The organism is Pseudomonas ovata (assembly GCF_003131185.1).
In the GTDB taxonomy this organism is placed as follows: Bacteria; Pseudomonadota; Gammaproteobacteria; order Pseudomonadales; family Pseudomonadaceae; genus Aquipseudomonas; species Aquipseudomonas ovata.
Map to the genome: position 1 here is coordinate 32,711 of NZ_QFFU01000003.1, position 15,246 is coordinate 47,956.

A 15,246-nucleotide genomic window follows, 5' to 3' on the forward strand; every position below is an offset into this window, starting at 1 on the left:
TGAAAAGGGAGGTGTTATGACCAACCATCGTTGCGTTTGCGGCGTCGGGTCAGCGAGGGCAGGATCAGGCCGACCAGCAAACCGGCGCCGGCAATGCTGCCGCCGTAGACCATATAGCCCATCAGGGCCTGCTGGTTTTCATTGCCCAGGCGTGCCTGGGCGTCGCGCAGTTGCGATTGCGCCTGGGTCAGTTGTTCGTTGAGTTCCTTGTTGCGCGTCTCCAGTTCGTCGATCAGTGCCTTGCGCGTATCCAGGGTTTCCTGCATGCCCTGCACGCGAACCTTCCAGGTGTCGTCGATCTTGGCCAACTGATCGGTCAGTTGCGCCACCTGGCCGGTCAGTTGCGGCAAGCGCTCGGACTGGCCCGGCTCGGCCTGCAGGTCACTGCTGAGAATCCAGACGGTGCTGCCGCCTTCGCCGCGAATCCGGCTGTAGTCGCCCTGGGTTTCCAGCAATTCGACTTTCTGGCCGGACTTGAGCGTGCCGACGATCCGGTGGCCGTCGGTCGGGCCACTGCGTACATAGGTATTGAGGCTGTCGCTGATCCAGCGGTCGTTGCCGGCCGCTTGCAGCGCCTGGGGTGCCAGCAGGCCAAACAGGCCGATCAACAGCCCGCGCTTGAGGGTGCGGCGCGTGGTCGCGAGAGAGAACAGGCCGGAAGCTGGAGCCCGCAGTGCGAAAAAATGACGAGGCATGGCAATAACTGTCTTGGCTGGATAAAACAAAGGCCGCGATGAACGGGCCGGCGCACGATGGGCATCAAGTGGCGGGCCGTGACCTGCAACACCACCAGGGTCTGCAGAACAGGCGCACATCCATCAGCCTACAGACCCTGCAAAACGGCTCAGGTTCATTCTTGGCCTGGCAACGCTTACCCGATAGTCTCCAGGCATGGTTTGGTTTGCTTTCCTGTCCGGCTGCCAGCAAGAATACCGGTCAGGCGTGAACATCCTTGATGCTCACCATCCGGATGCCTGCCCCACCGGGCCTTGAGCCCAGGCCGCACGGCGTCGATCCAATGGAAAATAGAATGATCCCAAGAAACGTGATTAATGCCTCGGTCAGCCCCAAAGGCAGCCTTGAAACACTGTCCCAGCGTGAAGTGCAGCAACTGAGCGCCGCCGGTTCCGGCAGCGTCTATACCCTGTTTCGCCAGTGCGCCCTGGCCATTCTCAATACCGGCGCCCATGTCGACAACGCCAAGACCATCCTGGAAGCCTACGAGAGCTTCGAAGTGCGTATCCACCAGCAGGACCGTGGCGTACGCCTGGAACTGCTCAACGCCCCGGCCGACGCCTTCGTCGATGGCGAAATGATCGCCAGCACCCGGGAAATGCTGTTCAGCGCCCTGCGTGACATCGTCTACACCGAAAGCGAACTGGACAGCCAGCGCATCGACCTGAGCAGCTCGCAAGGCATCACCGACTACGTGTTCCACCTGCTGCGCAATGCGCGCACCCTGCGCCCGGGCGTGGAACCGAAGCTGGTGGTGTGCTGGGGCGGTCACTCGATCAACACCGAAGAATACAAGTACACCAAGAAGGTCGGCCACGAACTGGGCCTGCGCAGCCTGGACATCTGCACCGGCTGCGGTCCTGGCGTGATGAAAGGCCCGATGAAGGGCGCCACCATTGCCCATGCCAAGCAACGCATCCACGGTGGCCGCTACCTGGGCCTGACCGAGCCGGGCATCATCGCCGCCGAGGCGCCGAACCCGATCGTCAACGAACTGGTGATCCTGCCGGACATCGAAAAGCGCCTCGAAGCCTTCGTGCGCGTTGGCCACGGCATCATCATCTTCCCGGGCGGCGCCGGCACGGCTGAAGAATTCCTGTACCTGCTGGGCATCCTCATGCACCCGGCCAACCATGACCTGCCCTTCCCGGTCATCCTCACCGGCCCGAAAAGCACCGAACCCTACCTGCGCCAGCTGGATGCCTTCGTGCAGGCGACCCTGGGCGAGGACGCCCGTCGTCACTACCAGATCATCATCGACAACCCGTCGGAGGTGGCACGCCAGATGGCCCAGGGCCTCAAGGCGGTCAAGCAGTTCCGCCGCGAGCGCAACGACGCCTTTCACTTCAACTGGCTGCTCAAGATCGACGAAAGCTTCCAGCACCCGTTCGATCCGACCCACGAGAACATGGCCCAGCTCAAGCTCAGCCATGCCCTGCCGCCCCACGAACTGGCCGCCAACCTGCGCCGCGCGTTCTCCGGCATCGTGGCCGGCAACGTCAAGGACAAGGGCATCCGCCTGATCGAAGAACACGGCCCGTACCAGATCCACGGCGACCCGGCGATCATGCAGCCGCTGGACAAACTGCTGCAGGCGTTTGTCGAGCAACACCGCATGAAACTGCCCGGCGGTGCCGAATACGTACCCTGCTATCAGGTCGTAAGCTGACACAGGGCCAAGGCGGAGCGCTGTCGCGCAGCAAACAGGGGACCCGGTAGGAGCGCGCTTGCCCGCGACCGAGTGCGAAGCGCTCGCAGAAATCTGTGAAACGCTGCAATTTTACGACTGCTACGCAGCCGGTCGCGGGTAAACGCGCTCCTACCGGGCCAGTGTTTGCTGCGCGAAAGCGTGCTGCCTTGGCGCGGTGCCAGTGACACAGGATCATCGCCTACAGATGTGAATTTAATATCCAATAAAATCAGTGGCTTATTTTTCAAGGGAAAGGCATTTCAGCACCGTGTCAACGTGGGTGGCGAAACTGCCGGGGTGACAGGCCGGTGGCGCGCTTGAAAAAGCGCGTGAAATACGCCGGCTCCGAGAAGCCCAGGCTGTCGGAGACCTGATTGATGGTCATGGCGGTGTACACCAGGTTGCGTTTGGCCTCCAGTAGCAGGCGCTGGTTGATCACCTGCAACGCCGACTGATCGCACAATCGACGACACAACGCGTTCAGGTGGGCAGCGCTCAGGCCCAGGCGCCGGGCATGTTCGTCGATGGGCCAGTGCAGGCGAAAGCTCGACTCAAGCTGGTGCATGAACGCCTGCAGATGCTCGCGACCGCGGTCTGGCGTGCCCGTCTCGTGCCCCGCTGCCTGCGCCTGATGACGCCGGCTCAGCCAGACCATGAGCATCGTGATCAACGCGTGCAGCATCAGGTCGCGGCCGCTGCGCGGCTGGCGGTATTCGTCGGCGATGGCATTGAATAGCTGATCCAGTTGCGCCGGGTCATCATCGGGCACGTGACACTGCGCCACGCCCAGGCTCAAGCCGTCGAGCACCGCTTCGAGCTGCTCCACCAACGGGCTGGCCAGACTGAGGATGTGGCCCTGGATATTCTCGGCAAAACGGAAGGTGTGCACGCTCAGGGCCGGCACCACCTGCAGCACCGGGCCCTGCACCTCGCGCACCTCGTCCTCGACCTTGAGCAGAGCCTGACCCGATTGCACGTACAGCAACTGCACCAGGTCGCCGTGCCGATGCGGCTTGATTTCCCAGTCATGCAGGCTGCTGCGCTCGGGGATCGTCTCGCAGTGAATCAGGTCCGGCGTGGGCCAGGCGGCCGTTTCGCCGTACAGCTTGAACACCGGTACCGGATTGACGACACGCTTGGACATGGTCACTCCCCTTACCTTGCCAATGGGCAAGGCAATCCTTGAAAAGTCCAGATAATGGCCTCGATAGTGCCTTCTTATGCACTGTGCATCCATTAAAAATGCAGGAGACAAAAACAACGACATCCCGCAAGCCCCAGGTTGCCGGGATCACAGACAGGACAACAACCATGAAAACCCAAGTCGCAATCATCGGCTCAGGCCCGTCCGGGCTGCTGTTGGGTCAGTTGCTGCAGCGTGCCGGCATCGACACCATCATCATCGAACGCAAAGACCCCGACTACATTCTGTCGCGCATCCGCGCCGGCGTGCTCGAACAAGGCATGGTCGACTTGCTGCGTGAAGCCGGCGTCAGTGCGCGCATGGACGAACAGGGCCTGGTGCACGACGGCTTCGAGCTGGCCTTCGACGGACGTTGCGAGCGCATCGACCTCAAGGGCCTGACCGACGGCAAGACCGTGATGGTCTACGGCCAGACCGAAGTCACCCGCGACCTGATGGAAGCCCGCCAGGCGGCCGGTGCCCTGACCCTGTATAACGCCGAGGACGTGCAGTTGCACGAACTCAAGGGCGAGCGTCCGTACGTGACTTTCCGGCAAGGCAACGAAACCGTGCGCATCGACTGCGACCACATTGCCGGTTGCGACGGTTTTCATGGCGTGTCGCGCCAGTCGATCCCCAGCGACAGCCTCAAGGTTTTCGAGCGCGTCTACCCGTTCGGCTGGCTGGGCGTGCTGGCCGATACCCCGCCGGTCAACGAAGAACTGGTCTACGCCAACCATCCGCGTGGCTTTGCCCTGTGCAGCATGCGCTCGGCCACCCGCACCCGTTACTACGTGCAGGTCGGCGCCGAAGAGCAGGTCGAGAACTGGTCGGACGAACGCTTCTGGACCGAACTCAAGACCCGCCTGCCCACGCACCTGGCCGAGCGCCTGGTCACCGGGCCTTCGATCGAGAAAAGCATCGCCCCGCTGCGCAGCTTCGTGGTCGAGCCGATGCAGTACGGCCACCTGTTCCTGCTCGGCGACGCCGCGCACATCGTGCCGCCTACCGGTGCCAAGGGCTTGAACCTGGCCGCCAGCGACGTCAGCACCCTGTACCACATCCTGCTCAAGGTCTATCGCGAAGGCCGTACCGACCTGCTGGAGCGCTACTCGGCCATTTGCCTGCGCAGGGTCTGGAAGGCCGAACGCTTCTCGTGGTGGATGACCTCGCTGCTGCACAAGTTTCCCGACACCGACGCCTTCAGCCAGCGCATCCAGCAGACCGAACTGGACTACTACATCGGCTCGCAGGCCGGGCGCCAGACCATTGCCGAAAACTATGTGGGACTGCCGTACGAGGCGGTTGAGTAGCGGCGCAAGATCGCAGGAGATCACCAGCCGCCTTGGCGTGCCGCAAACACCCGTGCAGGAGCGACCAACGGTCGCGAATAGGCCTTCGCGAGTAAAGGTCGCAAATAGGCCTTCGCGACCGTTGGTCGCTCCTACTGTTCATACGTTGGGGTCGCTAAGCGCTGTTTCGGCGGCGCGTTGCGCAGTCGACTGACGGCTCAGGCGCAGGGCGATCAGGCTGCCGACGATGGTCAGTGCCGCCAGCGAGTACAGCGCCACGGTGGTCGAGCCGGTCTGATCCTTGATCCAGCCCACCAGGTACGGGCTGAGAAAGCCCGCCATCTGGCCGATGGAGTTGATCAGGGCCAGGCCGCCGGCGGCAACGCTGGCGCTCAGCAGCGCGGTCGGCAGTGGCCAGAACATCGGCAGGCTGGTCAGCGCACCCATGGTGGCGATGCACAGTCCGGCGATGGCAATGACCGGCACAGCCGCGAAGTTGGCCGCGATGATCAGCCCGGCGGCGCCCATCAGCATCGGTATCACCAGGTGCCAGCGGCGCTCGTTGCGCAGGTCGGCCGAACGCCCCACCAACAGCATGAACACCCCGGCCAGCAGGTACGGAATGGCACTGATCCAGCCAATCACCAGCGCATCGTTGAAGCCCAGGTTCTTGATGATCGAGGGCAGCCAGAAGTTGATCGCGTACACGCCACTCTGAATACAGAAATAAATGAAACCCAAGACCCAGATGACCGGCATGGTCAGTACGCTGGCGACCGATGAAGCGGCCTGTACGGGGCGATTGAGCTCATCGTTGGCCACGTCAAGCCTGACCCGCTGGCGTTGCTCGGGCGTCAGCCAGGCAGCGTCTTCGACCTTGTCGCACAGCAGCTTGAAGGCCAGCACGCCCAGCGCCACGGTCGGCAGACCCTGGATCAGGAACATCCACTGCCAGCCCTGCAGGCCGCCCTGCCCCAAGGCAAAGTGGTTGAGGATCCAGCCGGAGAACGGTCCGCCCAGCAGCCCGGAGACCGGGATGGCGCACATGAACAAGGCCATGATCCGGCCACGGCGCTGGTTGGGGTACCAGCGCGAGAGGTACAGCACGATGCCGGGGAAGAAGCCGGCTTCGGCCATGCCGGTCAGAAAGCGCAGGGCATAGAACTCCACAGGCGTCGTGACGAACAGCAGGCAGGTGGAAAAAGTGCCCCAGGTGATCATCATCAGGCCGATCCAGCGCCGCGGCCCGAAGCGGTTGAGCGCAAGGTTGCTGGGCAGGCCGCACAAGACATAGCCGATGAAAAAGATCCCGGCACCCAGGCCGTACACTGTTTCGCTGAAATTCAGGGCCTCGAGCATCTGCAACTTGGCAAAGCCGACGTTGACCCGGTCCAGGTAATTGAACAGGTAGCAAATGAAGATAAAGGGGATCAGACGCTGGGTGATCAGGCGATAGACCTGATTGCCTTGCACGTCTTGAGCCTCGCGAGTCGGCGAGTGGGACATGGGAGATTCCTCAAAGCTTGTTGTTTTTATGAAGCTTGCGGGGCAGCCAGCCGATCATAAAAGGGCATCAATCAAAACGCTTTGGAGGTTTGCACCACAGCGGCGAGGTTTTGCTGTGTGTTTGCACAATGACAAGCCACCCGCGCGCTTGAGCCTTGCACGGGTGGCTGTCGGGTCAGGGCTCGATGCGCTTGAGGTCACGCAGCAGTTCGAGCAGTTGCTGCATCTTTTCTTCGCCGAACTGCGCCTGGATGCGCTGATAGTTGCGCTCCATGTCTTCGCTCATCGACACGAAGCACTGCTGGCCCTGCTCGGTCAGGCCGACCAGCATGCGCCGCTGGTCGTGGGCCGGCTTCCAGCGCCGCACGATGCCATCGCGCTCAAGGCGTGCCAGCACACCGGTCATGCTCGGCTTGAGGATGCAGGCCTGGTCGGCCAGTTGATGGCTTTCCATCTCGCCCTGCTGGCGCAGGATGCGAATGACCCGCCATTGTTGTTCGGTCAGGCCATGCTCGTTGAGCGATGGACGAAAAAAGGCCATCGCGGCCTCACGGGCCTGCAGCAGGGTAAGGGTCAGGGAAGGTCTGGGGGTCGGCATGAGCGTTCGCGGTTCGGATAGTCAAACAATGGGCTGGGACTATAGCCGACACGTAATTAACAAGTAAACGAACAGTTCAGTGTTTGCATGGCCCGCGAAAAGTGCAATCGGTTCTGTCGAAAAGCCATTTCCGGCATCACTGCCGATGCCCATCATGGCCATGAGCGAACCTGATGCCTGGAACAGACGGCCAAGCCTCGGGCAACGGCAACATTCTCATTACTTCGGCCGCGCTTGCGCGGCTTTTTTTTATCCGGCCATTCACCATGCCCGCTTTACCGCAAGCCGGGTTGCCGCTGGCGATACTCCCCCGGCGTCACGCCCGCATAACGATGGAAGAAGCGACTGAAATACGCCGGGTCCTTGAAGCCCAGGCGGTAGCAGATCTCGTTGGCCGACAGCCCGGTGAACAGCAGCAGGCGCCGGGCCTCCTGCATCAGGCGTTCCAGGATCAGGCGCTTGGATGGCAGGTCGGCGATGCGCCGGCAGACATCATTGAGCCGCGCCTCGGTCACGCCAATGCCGCTGGCATAACGCGACAGTGCCCAGTGCTGCAGGTAATGGGCCTCGATCAGCTCATTGAAACGGTGAAAGATCTGCAAGTCCTCATGCCGCGCCGGGCGTGCCTGCAACGAGCGCGCACAGAGCCTGAGCAGGCTGGTCATGATCAACTGGGTCAGGCTGTCCAGCGCCATGCCGCGTCCGGCGCGCTGGCCGTTGATTTCCTCGCGCAGTTCTTCGAACAGAAACCCCAGGCGGCGGATCTCGCCGGCAAATTCCGGCCCCAGGCGCGACAACGCGACACAGGCCGCCGGCAATTGCGGACCAGGCGCCAGCGTCGGGTCGGCCTCGATCAGTGCCCAGACCAGTTGCTGGCGCACGGTCAGCACGTGGCCATCGCTGTCCGGCTCGGTGACGAACGAGTGGGGAATGGTCGGCGGCGTGAGAAAGAACATCGGCCCGGACTCGACGTACTGCTGGTCGTCCAGGTACACCCGCACGGTGCCGCTGTTGACGTAATGCACCTGGAAAAAACGGTCGTGGCGGTGCACCGGCATATTGCGCCCGAAAAACCCGGCCAGGTTGCCGAGCTTGTCGTAGTGCACCTCGGCATCGCTGTAGCGCTGGTCATAGACCTGGCCAATGTTGATGTTAGGGATCGGCTGTCGATCATTCATCGGAGCGTTCTCTTTTTGTTGTCGGCCTGCGGACGAAACGAGGCTCATGCTCCGCCTTTTTTGTGGCGCCGAACAGTGGAGCGATGGTTCGCACTTGACGATCGTTAACATCTTAACTTATAAAGTTAACACATTAACAAAATCATCGACCCGGCAGCCGCTGCCCGGTCACCGCCAGGAGAAAAGCATGAGCCGTGCCCTGCACGACGTTGCCAACGGCACCCTGTTCGGCGTAGCGCTGAACTACCAGGGGTTGCTGGGCCAACGCCTCGCCGAATTCGAGCAAGCGCCCTACCAGAAGCCGCCGGTCAAGCCGGTGCTGTTCATCAAGACCCCCAACACCCGCAACAGCCATGAGGGTGAGGTGGTCTACCCGGCGGGTGTCGAGCGCTTGCAACCGGGCCCTGCACTGGGCGTGGTGATCGGCAAGCGCGCCAGCCGGGTCAGTGAGGCCGATGCCCTTGCGTATGTGGCCGGCTACGTGATCGTCAATGAATTCAGCCTGCCCGAAGACAGCTACTACCGCCCGGCGGTCAAGGCCAAGTGCCGCGACGGCTTCTGTGCCCTGGGCCCGGAACTGGTGCCGGTCGGCCAGATTGCCGATGCCGGCCAGTTGACCCTCAAGTTGTTCGTCAATGATGAACTGCGCCAGGAAAACACCACGGCCAACTGGGTGCGCAACGTGGCGCAACTGATCGCCGAAATCAGCGAGTTCATGACCCTGCACGAAGGCGATGTGCTGATCACCGGCACCCCTGAAGGCCGCGTCGATGTACAGCCCGGCGACCGTGTCAGCGTCGAGATCACCGGTTGCGGCCGCTTGAGCAACACCATCATTGCCGAGGAGCTGCGCCCATGAAACACGCCCGTATCCGTTTCGAGGGTCAGGTGCAGGCCGTTACGGTCGAAGACGGCAACAGCGTGCGCCTGGCCGACGGTCGTCTGATCGCCGAAGACCAGGTGCAGTGGCTGCCCCCGGCCACCGGCAGCATGTTCGCCCTGGGGCTCAACTACGCCGACCATGCCGCCGAGCTGGCCTTCGCCCCGCCCACCGAGCCCTTGGCCTTCGTCAAGTCGCCGGGCACCTACACCGGCCACAACCAGGTCACCTGGCGCCCGGACAACGTCAAGTACATGCACTACGAGTGCGAACTGGTGGCCGTGATCGGCAAGCCGGCGCGCAACGTCAAGCGCGAAGACGCGCTGGAGTACCTGGCCGGCTACACGGTGTGCAACGACTACGCGATCCGTGACTACCTCGAAAACTACTACCGCCCCAACCTGCGGGTGAAGAACCGCGACGCCACGACCCCGGTCGGCCCGTTCATCGTCGATGTCGCCGATGTGCCGGATGTATCCGACCTCAAGTTGCGCACCTGGATCAACGGTGAGTTGAAACAGGAAGGCAGCACCAAGGACATGATTTTCGACATCCCTTACCTGATCGAATACCTGTCCGGTTTCATGACCCTGCAACCAGGCGACATGATCGCCACCGGCACGCCTGAAGGCCTGGCCGATGTGGTGCCGGGCGATGAAGTGATCGTGGAAGTCGAAGGCGTGGGCCGTCTGGTCAACCGTATTGTCAGCGAAGCCGAGTTCTTCGCCTTGCCAACCCAACAACAAGAGGCGTGAACCCCATGATCAAGCACTGGATCAACGGCCGTGAGGTCGAAAGCAAAGACGTGTTCGTCAACTACAACCCGGCCACCGGCGAGGCCATCGGCGAGGTCGCCAGCGGCGGTGCCGAAGAAGTTGCCCAGGCCGTGGCAGCGGCCAAGGAAGCGTTCCCGAAATGGGCCAATACCCCGGCCAAGGAACGCGCCCGCCTGATGCGCAAGCTCGGCGAGCTGATCGACCAGAACGTGCCGAAGCTGGCCGAGCTGGAGACGATGGACACCGGCCTGCCGATCCACCAGACCAAGAACGTGCTGATTCCGCGCGCCTCGCACAACTTTGACTTCTTCGCCGAAGTCTGCACGCGCATGGACGGCCACAGCTACCCGGTCGATGACCAGATGCTCAACTACACCCTGTACCAGCCAGTGGGTGTGTGTGGCCTGGTGTCGCCGTGGAACGTGCCGTTCATGACTGCCACCTGGAAGACCGCGCCGTGCCTGGCGCTGGGTAACACGGCGGTGCTGAAGATGTCCGAGCTGTCGCCGCTGACCGCCAACGAGCTGGGCCGCCTGGCCGTCGAAGCCGGCATTCCCAACGGCGTGCTCAACGTGATCCAGGGCTACGGCGCCACCGCCGGCGACGCGCTGGTTCGCCACCCGGACGTACGGGCGATTTCGTTCACCGGCGGCACCGCGACCGGCAAGAAAATCATGCAGACCGCGGGCCTCAAGAAGTACTCGATGGAACTGGGCGGCAAGTCGCCGGTACTGATTTTCGAAGATGCCGATCTGGAGCGTGCGCTGGACGCGGCCCTGTTCACCATCTTCTCGCTCAACGGTGAACGCTGCACCGCCGGCAGCCGGATTTTCATCCAGGAAAGCGTGTACCCGCAATTTGTCGCCGAATTCGCCGCCCGCGCCAAGCGCCTGATTGTCGGTGATCCGAGCGACCCGAAGACCCAGGTCGGCTCGATGATCACCCAGGCCCACTACGACAAGGTCACCGGCTACATCAGGATCGGCCTGGAAGAAGGCGCCACCTTGCTGGCTGGCGGCCTGGAACGTCCGGCGAACCTGCCGGCGCACCTGGCACGCGGGCAGTTCATCCAGCCCACCGTGTTCGCCGACGTGAACAACAAGATGCGCATTGCCCAGGAAGAAATCTTTGGCCCGGTGGTCTGCCTGATCCCGTTCAAGGACGAAGCCGAAGCCCTGCAACTGGCCAACGACACCGAATACGGCCTGGCCTCCTACATCTGGACCCAGGACATCGGCAAGGCCCACCGCCTGGCCTATGGCATCGAAGCGGGCATGGTGTTCATCAACAGCCAGAACGTACGCGACCTGCGCCAGCCGTTCGGCGGCGTGAAAGGCTCGGGCACCGGCCGCGAAGGCGGTCAGTACAGCTTCGAGGTGTTTGCCGAAATCAAGAACGTGTGTATATCCATGGGCAGCCACCACATCCCGCGCTGGGGGATCTGAACGGCCGCCTGACCTGCCGCTCCTGACACGTAGGAGCGCGCTTGCCCGCGACCGAGTGCGTCAGCGCTCGCAAAATTTCGGAAACGCTGAACGTTTACGGCTGTAGATCTGCGAAAGGCTGAACGTTTACGGCTGTAGATCTGCGAAAGGCTGAAAATTTACGGCTGTAGATCTGCGAAAGGCTACGAATTTACGACTGCTGACGCACTCGGTCGCGGGCAAGCGCGCTCCTACACAGGGGGCGGCGTCAATAAGAACAATCTGGAGATCACCATGGGCAAACTCGCTCTCGCTGCCAAGATCACCCACGTGCCGTCGATGTACCTGTCGGAAATGCCCGGCCCTCGCCAGGGCTTTCGCCAGGCGGCCATTGACGGTCATTACGAGATCAGCCGGCGTTGCCGCGAACTGGGCGTGGACACCATTGTGGTGTTCGACACCCACTGGCTGGTCAACGCCAACTACCACGTGCTGTGTGGCCCGCACTACAAAGGCGTGTACACCAGCAACGAACTGCCGCACTTCATCAGCAACATGGAATACGAGTTCCCTGGCAACAAGGAACTGGGCCTGCTGCTGGCCGAAGAATGCAACCGCTTCAATGTCGAGACCATGGCCCATCACGCCACGACGCTGGGGCCTGAATACGGCACCCTGGTGCCGATGCGCTACATGAACCAGGACCAGCACTTCAAGGTGATCTCGGTCTCGGCGCTGTGCACTTCACACTACCTCAACGACAGCGCCCGCCTGGGCTGGGCAATGCGCAAGGCCGTTGAAGATCATTACGACGGCACCGTGGCGTTCCTGGCCAGCGGCTCGCTGACCCACCGCTTTGCCCAGAACGGCCAGGCGCCGGATTTCTCGACCAAGGTCTGGAGCCCGTTCCTGGAAACCCTCGACCACCGTGTGGTGAAGATGTGGGAGAACGCCGAGTGGCCCGAATTCTGCGGCATGCTGCCAGAGTACGCCTCCAAGGGGCACGGCGAAGGCTTCATGCACGACACCGCCATGCTGCTCGGCGCGCTGGGCTGGTCGAACTACGACGGCAACGTCGAGGTGCTGACGCCTTACTTCGGCTCCTCGGGCACCGGGCAGATCAACGCCCTGTTCCCGGTCACCCCGCAAGATGGCTCGGCCATTCCGGCGGCACAGGCCGCCAACCCGGCTGCGGTGGTGTCCACGAGCCGGTTGTAATACGCAGGATCTCGCGCACGATGCGCGTCCCAAGCCACCCCTCACGGAGAACACCCCATGCCGCATCTGGTATTGCTCTACACCCAGGACCTGGAACGCGACGCTGATATCAGCGGCCTGTGCCGCGCCCTGGCCGACACCATGCTCGAACAGCGCGATGAAAGCGGCAAGGCAGTGTTCCCCACCGGCGGTACCCGGGTGCTGGCCTACCCCGCCGCCCACAGTGCGGTGGCCGATGGCAAGGGCGACTATGGGTTCATCTACGCCAACCTGCGCATGGCCGCAGGCCGCAGTGCCACGGTGCACAAGACCACCGGCGACAGCCTGCTGGCCGTGCTGCACCAGCACCTGGACCCGATCGTGCAACAACGCCCCATAGGCATCACCTTGCAGATCGACGAAAGCGTCGGCCAGGTCTACGACGGCAAGCACAGCAGCCTGCACCCGTTGTTCAACAAGGCCCTCTGAACCTGCGTTTTCCCTGTGCCGTTTCACTCAATAAAAAGTACAAGACCATGAGCACTGTTCAATCCGCCCACACTGTCGGCACGCCTCACGCCGTCAGCGATTCGACCCACCGCACCGTGACCTGGCGGCTGATGCCGCTGTTGCTGGTGTGCTACCTGTTCGCGCACCTGGACCGCATCAACATCGGCTTTGCCAAGATGCAGATGAGTGCCGACCTGCAGTTCAGCGACACCGTGTACGGCCTGGGCGCCGGTTTGTTCTTCGTCGCCTACGCGCTATTCGGCGTGCCGAGCAACCTGGCCCTGGACCGCGTCGGCCCACGGCGCTGGATCGCCACACTGATGGTGGTCTGGGGCGTGATGTCCACCGGCATGTTGCTGGTCGAGACCGCCAGCGGTTTCTACACCTTGCGCTTTCTGCTCGGGGTGGCCGAAGCCGGGTTCTTCCCCGGCATCCTGGTGTACCTCAACCGATGGTACCCGGCCAGCCGCCGGGCACAGATCACCGCGCTGTTCGCCATTGCCGTGCCCATGGCCGGGGTGATCGGCGGGCCGTTGTCCGGGATGATCCTGGAAAACCTCAACGATGCCGGCGGCCTGCGCGGCTGGCAGTGGATGTTCTTGCTCGAGGGCTCACCGGTGGTGCTGCTCGGCCTGCTGGTCTGGCGTGTCTTGCCCGAGCGCTTTGATCAAGTGAGCTGGCTGAGCCGCGAGCAGAAGCAGCGCCTGGGCGACGAACTGAAGGCGGAAGAACAACGCAAGACCATCACCTCGTTCGCCGGCATTGTGCGTGACGGGCATGTCTGGCTGCTGGTGGCGATCTACTTTGCGGTGATGCTGGCGGTCAACACCCTGGCCTTCTGGATGCCGACCCTGATCCACGGCGCCGGTATCGCCCGTGACAGCCTGGTCGGCTGGCTCAGCGCGTTGCCGTACCTGGCCGGCGTGTTCTTCATGCTCGCCTGCGGGCGTTCTTCAGACCGCCATCGCGAACGCCGCTGGCACCTGTGTGTGCCGCTGTTGATGTGCGCCGTCGGCATTGCCACCGCCGGCATCGCCCCTGGCAGCACGCTGCCAGTACTGGCCGGGCTGATCGTGGCCGGCATGGGCGCCAGCGCGGCATTGCCGATGTTCTGGCAACTGCCGCCGGCGTTCCTGTCGAGCCGCACGCAAGCGGCCGGTATCGGCCTGATCAGCTCGTTCGGCAGCATCGCCGCGTTTCTCGCGCCCTACCTGATTGGCTGGATGCGCGACACCACCCACAGCGCCAGCCTGGCCCTTTATGTGCTGGCACTGCTGATCGCCCTGGGCAGCCTGCTGGTGTTGCGCACCCCGGCCGCCATCGTCAACCCGCAATAAGGAACGTTTCCGATGCTTGATAAACACCTCATCCAGCAAGCCGCCGAGCGGCTTGACCAGGCCGAACGCTCCCGCGAACAGGTCGGCCAGTTCTCGCTGCAATACCCGGACATCACCATTGAGGACGCCTACGCCATTCAGCGCGCCTGGGTACAGCGCAAGATCCAGGACGGGCGCAAGCTGGTCGGCCACAAGATCGGCCTGACCTCGCGGGCCATGCAGGTCTCTTCCAATATCACCGAGCCTGACTACGGCGCGTTACTCGACGACATGTTCTTCGACGAAGGCACCGACATTCCCTTCAATCGCTTTATCGTGCCGCGCGTGGAAGTGGAGCTGGCGTTCATCCTCGGCAAGCCGCTCAAGGGCCCGAACGTGACCGTGTTCGACGTGCTCGATGCCACCGAGTGGGTGATCCCGGCGCTGGAAATCATTGATGCGCGCATCCAGCAGGTCGACCCGCAGAGCAAAGTGACGCGCAAGGTGTTCGACACCATCTCGGACAACGCCGCCAATGCCGGCGTGGTCATGGGCGGACGGCCGGTGCGGCCCAATGACATCGACCTGCGCCGGGTGCCGGCGGTGCTGTACCGCAATGGCGTGATCGAAGAATCGGGCGTCTCGGCGGCGGTGCTCAACCACCCGGCCAAGGGCGTGGCGTGGCTGGCCAACAAGCTGGCGCCGTATGACGTGACCCTGGAAGCGGGCCAGATCATCCTGGGCGGTTCGTTCACCCGTCCGGTGGCAGCCAACCCCGGCGACACCTTCCACGTCGACTACGACCAGCTCGGCAGCATCGCTTGCCGGTTTGTCTGACCCCCCTCGATCGGTAGGAGCGCGCTTGCCCGCGACCGGCTGCGTAGCAGTCGTAAACTTTCAGCGTTTCGCAGATTTTTGCGAGCGCTGCGCACTCGGTCGCGGGCAGAGCGCGCTCCTACCG

14 protein-coding genes are annotated in these 15,246 nt (G+C 62.8%); 9 read left to right on the forward strand and 5 right to left on the reverse strand.

Features of this window, described 5'->3' with window-relative positions:
* Positions 1-14: 14 nt before the first annotated feature.
* Complete coding sequence (locus tag DGA31_RS05505; RefSeq protein WP_056838623.1) at positions 15-695, reverse strand: TIGR04211 family SH3 domain-containing protein; 681 nt, start codon at positions 693-695, stop codon at positions 15-17.
* A gap of 335 nt (positions 696-1,030) precedes the next feature.
* On the opposite strand from DGA31_RS05505, the gene ppnN reads away from it, so the two are divergent.
* Positions 1,031-2,404 carry a nucleotide 5'-monophosphate nucleosidase PpnN gene (gene ppnN / locus DGA31_RS05510; protein WP_056838621.1) on the forward strand — a complete coding sequence of 458 codons (1,374 nt, stop codon included), beginning with the start codon at positions 1,031-1,033 and terminating at the stop codon, positions 2,402-2,404.
* Between the two features lie 292 nt (positions 2,405-2,696).
* Here ppnN and DGA31_RS05515 read toward each other — a convergent pair whose 3' ends face one another.
* Complete coding sequence (locus DGA31_RS05515; protein ID WP_056838619.1) at positions 2,697-3,569, reverse strand: helix-turn-helix domain-containing protein; 873 nt, start codon at positions 3,567-3,569, stop codon at positions 2,697-2,699.
* Between the two features lie 167 nt (positions 3,570-3,736).
* On the opposite strand from DGA31_RS05515, the gene pobA reads away from it, so the two are divergent.
* On the forward strand, positions 3,737-4,921 hold the full coding sequence (gene pobA / locus DGA31_RS05520) for a 4-hydroxybenzoate 3-monooxygenase (protein WP_109511870.1): 1,185 nt from the start codon (positions 3,737-3,739) through the stop codon (positions 4,919-4,921).
* A gap of 138 nt (positions 4,922-5,059) precedes the next feature.
* Here the strand turns inward: pobA and DGA31_RS05525 are convergent, their stop codons facing one another.
* From DGA31_RS05525 to hpaA, 3 genes are all read right to left on the reverse strand, one after another.
* The gene (locus tag DGA31_RS05525; RefSeq protein WP_109511871.1) at positions 5,060-6,406 is read right to left on the reverse strand and encodes an MFS transporter; all 1,347 of its coding nucleotides are present in this window, start codon (positions 6,404-6,406) and stop codon (positions 5,060-5,062) included.
* A gap of 175 nt (positions 6,407-6,581) precedes the next feature.
* The gene (hpaR, locus tag DGA31_RS05530) at positions 6,582-7,004 is read right to left on the reverse strand and encodes a homoprotocatechuate degradation operon regulator HpaR (protein WP_056838613.1); all 423 of its coding nucleotides are present in this window, start codon (positions 7,002-7,004) and stop codon (positions 6,582-6,584) included.
* 275 nt (positions 7,005-7,279) lie between these two features.
* Positions 7,280-8,182 carry a 4-hydroxyphenylacetate catabolism regulatory protein HpaA gene (gene hpaA / locus DGA31_RS05535; RefSeq protein WP_056838611.1) on the reverse strand — a complete coding sequence of 301 codons (903 nt, stop codon included), beginning with the start codon at positions 8,180-8,182 and terminating at the stop codon, positions 7,280-7,282.
* Between the two features lie 187 nt (positions 8,183-8,369).
* Between hpaA and DGA31_RS05540 the strand changes: the two genes are divergently transcribed.
* The 7 genes from DGA31_RS05540 to hpaH all read left to right on the forward strand — a co-directional run bounded on the left by DGA31_RS05540 (position 8,370) and on the right by hpaH (position 15,122).
* Positions 8,370-9,041: a fumarylacetoacetate hydrolase family protein gene (locus tag DGA31_RS05540; protein ID WP_109511872.1), complete on the forward strand. Its 672-nt coding sequence runs from the start codon at positions 8,370-8,372 to the stop codon at positions 9,039-9,041.
* The gene (locus DGA31_RS05545; RefSeq protein WP_056838608.1) at positions 9,038-9,817 is read left to right on the forward strand and encodes a fumarylacetoacetate hydrolase family protein; all 780 of its coding nucleotides are present in this window, start codon (positions 9,038-9,040) and stop codon (positions 9,815-9,817) included. Before DGA31_RS05540 ends, DGA31_RS05545 begins: the two co-directional genes overlap by 4 nt.
* 5 nt (positions 9,818-9,822) lie before the next feature.
* Positions 9,823-11,283 (forward strand): 5-carboxymethyl-2-hydroxymuconate semialdehyde dehydrogenase, encoded by a 1,461-nt coding sequence (gene hpaE, locus DGA31_RS05550; RefSeq protein ID WP_056838606.1) that lies wholly within the window; start codon positions 9,823-9,825, stop codon positions 11,281-11,283.
* A gap of 273 nt (positions 11,284-11,556) precedes the next feature.
* Positions 11,557-12,480: a 3,4-dihydroxyphenylacetate 2,3-dioxygenase gene (gene hpaD, locus DGA31_RS05555; protein ID WP_109511873.1), complete on the forward strand. Its 924-nt coding sequence runs from the start codon at positions 11,557-11,559 to the stop codon at positions 12,478-12,480.
* 57 nt (positions 12,481-12,537) lie between these two features.
* Positions 12,538-12,948: a 5-carboxymethyl-2-hydroxymuconate Delta-isomerase gene (locus tag DGA31_RS05560; protein WP_056838603.1), complete on the forward strand. Its 411-nt coding sequence runs from the start codon at positions 12,538-12,540 to the stop codon at positions 12,946-12,948.
* A gap of 47 nt (positions 12,949-12,995) precedes the next feature.
* Positions 12,996-14,306: an MFS transporter gene (locus DGA31_RS05565; RefSeq protein ID WP_109511874.1), complete on the forward strand. Its 1,311-nt coding sequence runs from the start codon at positions 12,996-12,998 to the stop codon at positions 14,304-14,306.
* 12 nt (positions 14,307-14,318) lie between these two features.
* Positions 14,319-15,122, forward strand: a complete 804-nt coding sequence (hpaH, locus tag DGA31_RS05570; RefSeq protein WP_056838599.1) for a 2-oxo-hept-4-ene-1,7-dioate hydratase — start codon at positions 14,319-14,321, stop codon at positions 15,120-15,122.
* The last annotated feature ends 124 nt before the right edge of the window (positions 15,123-15,246 follow it).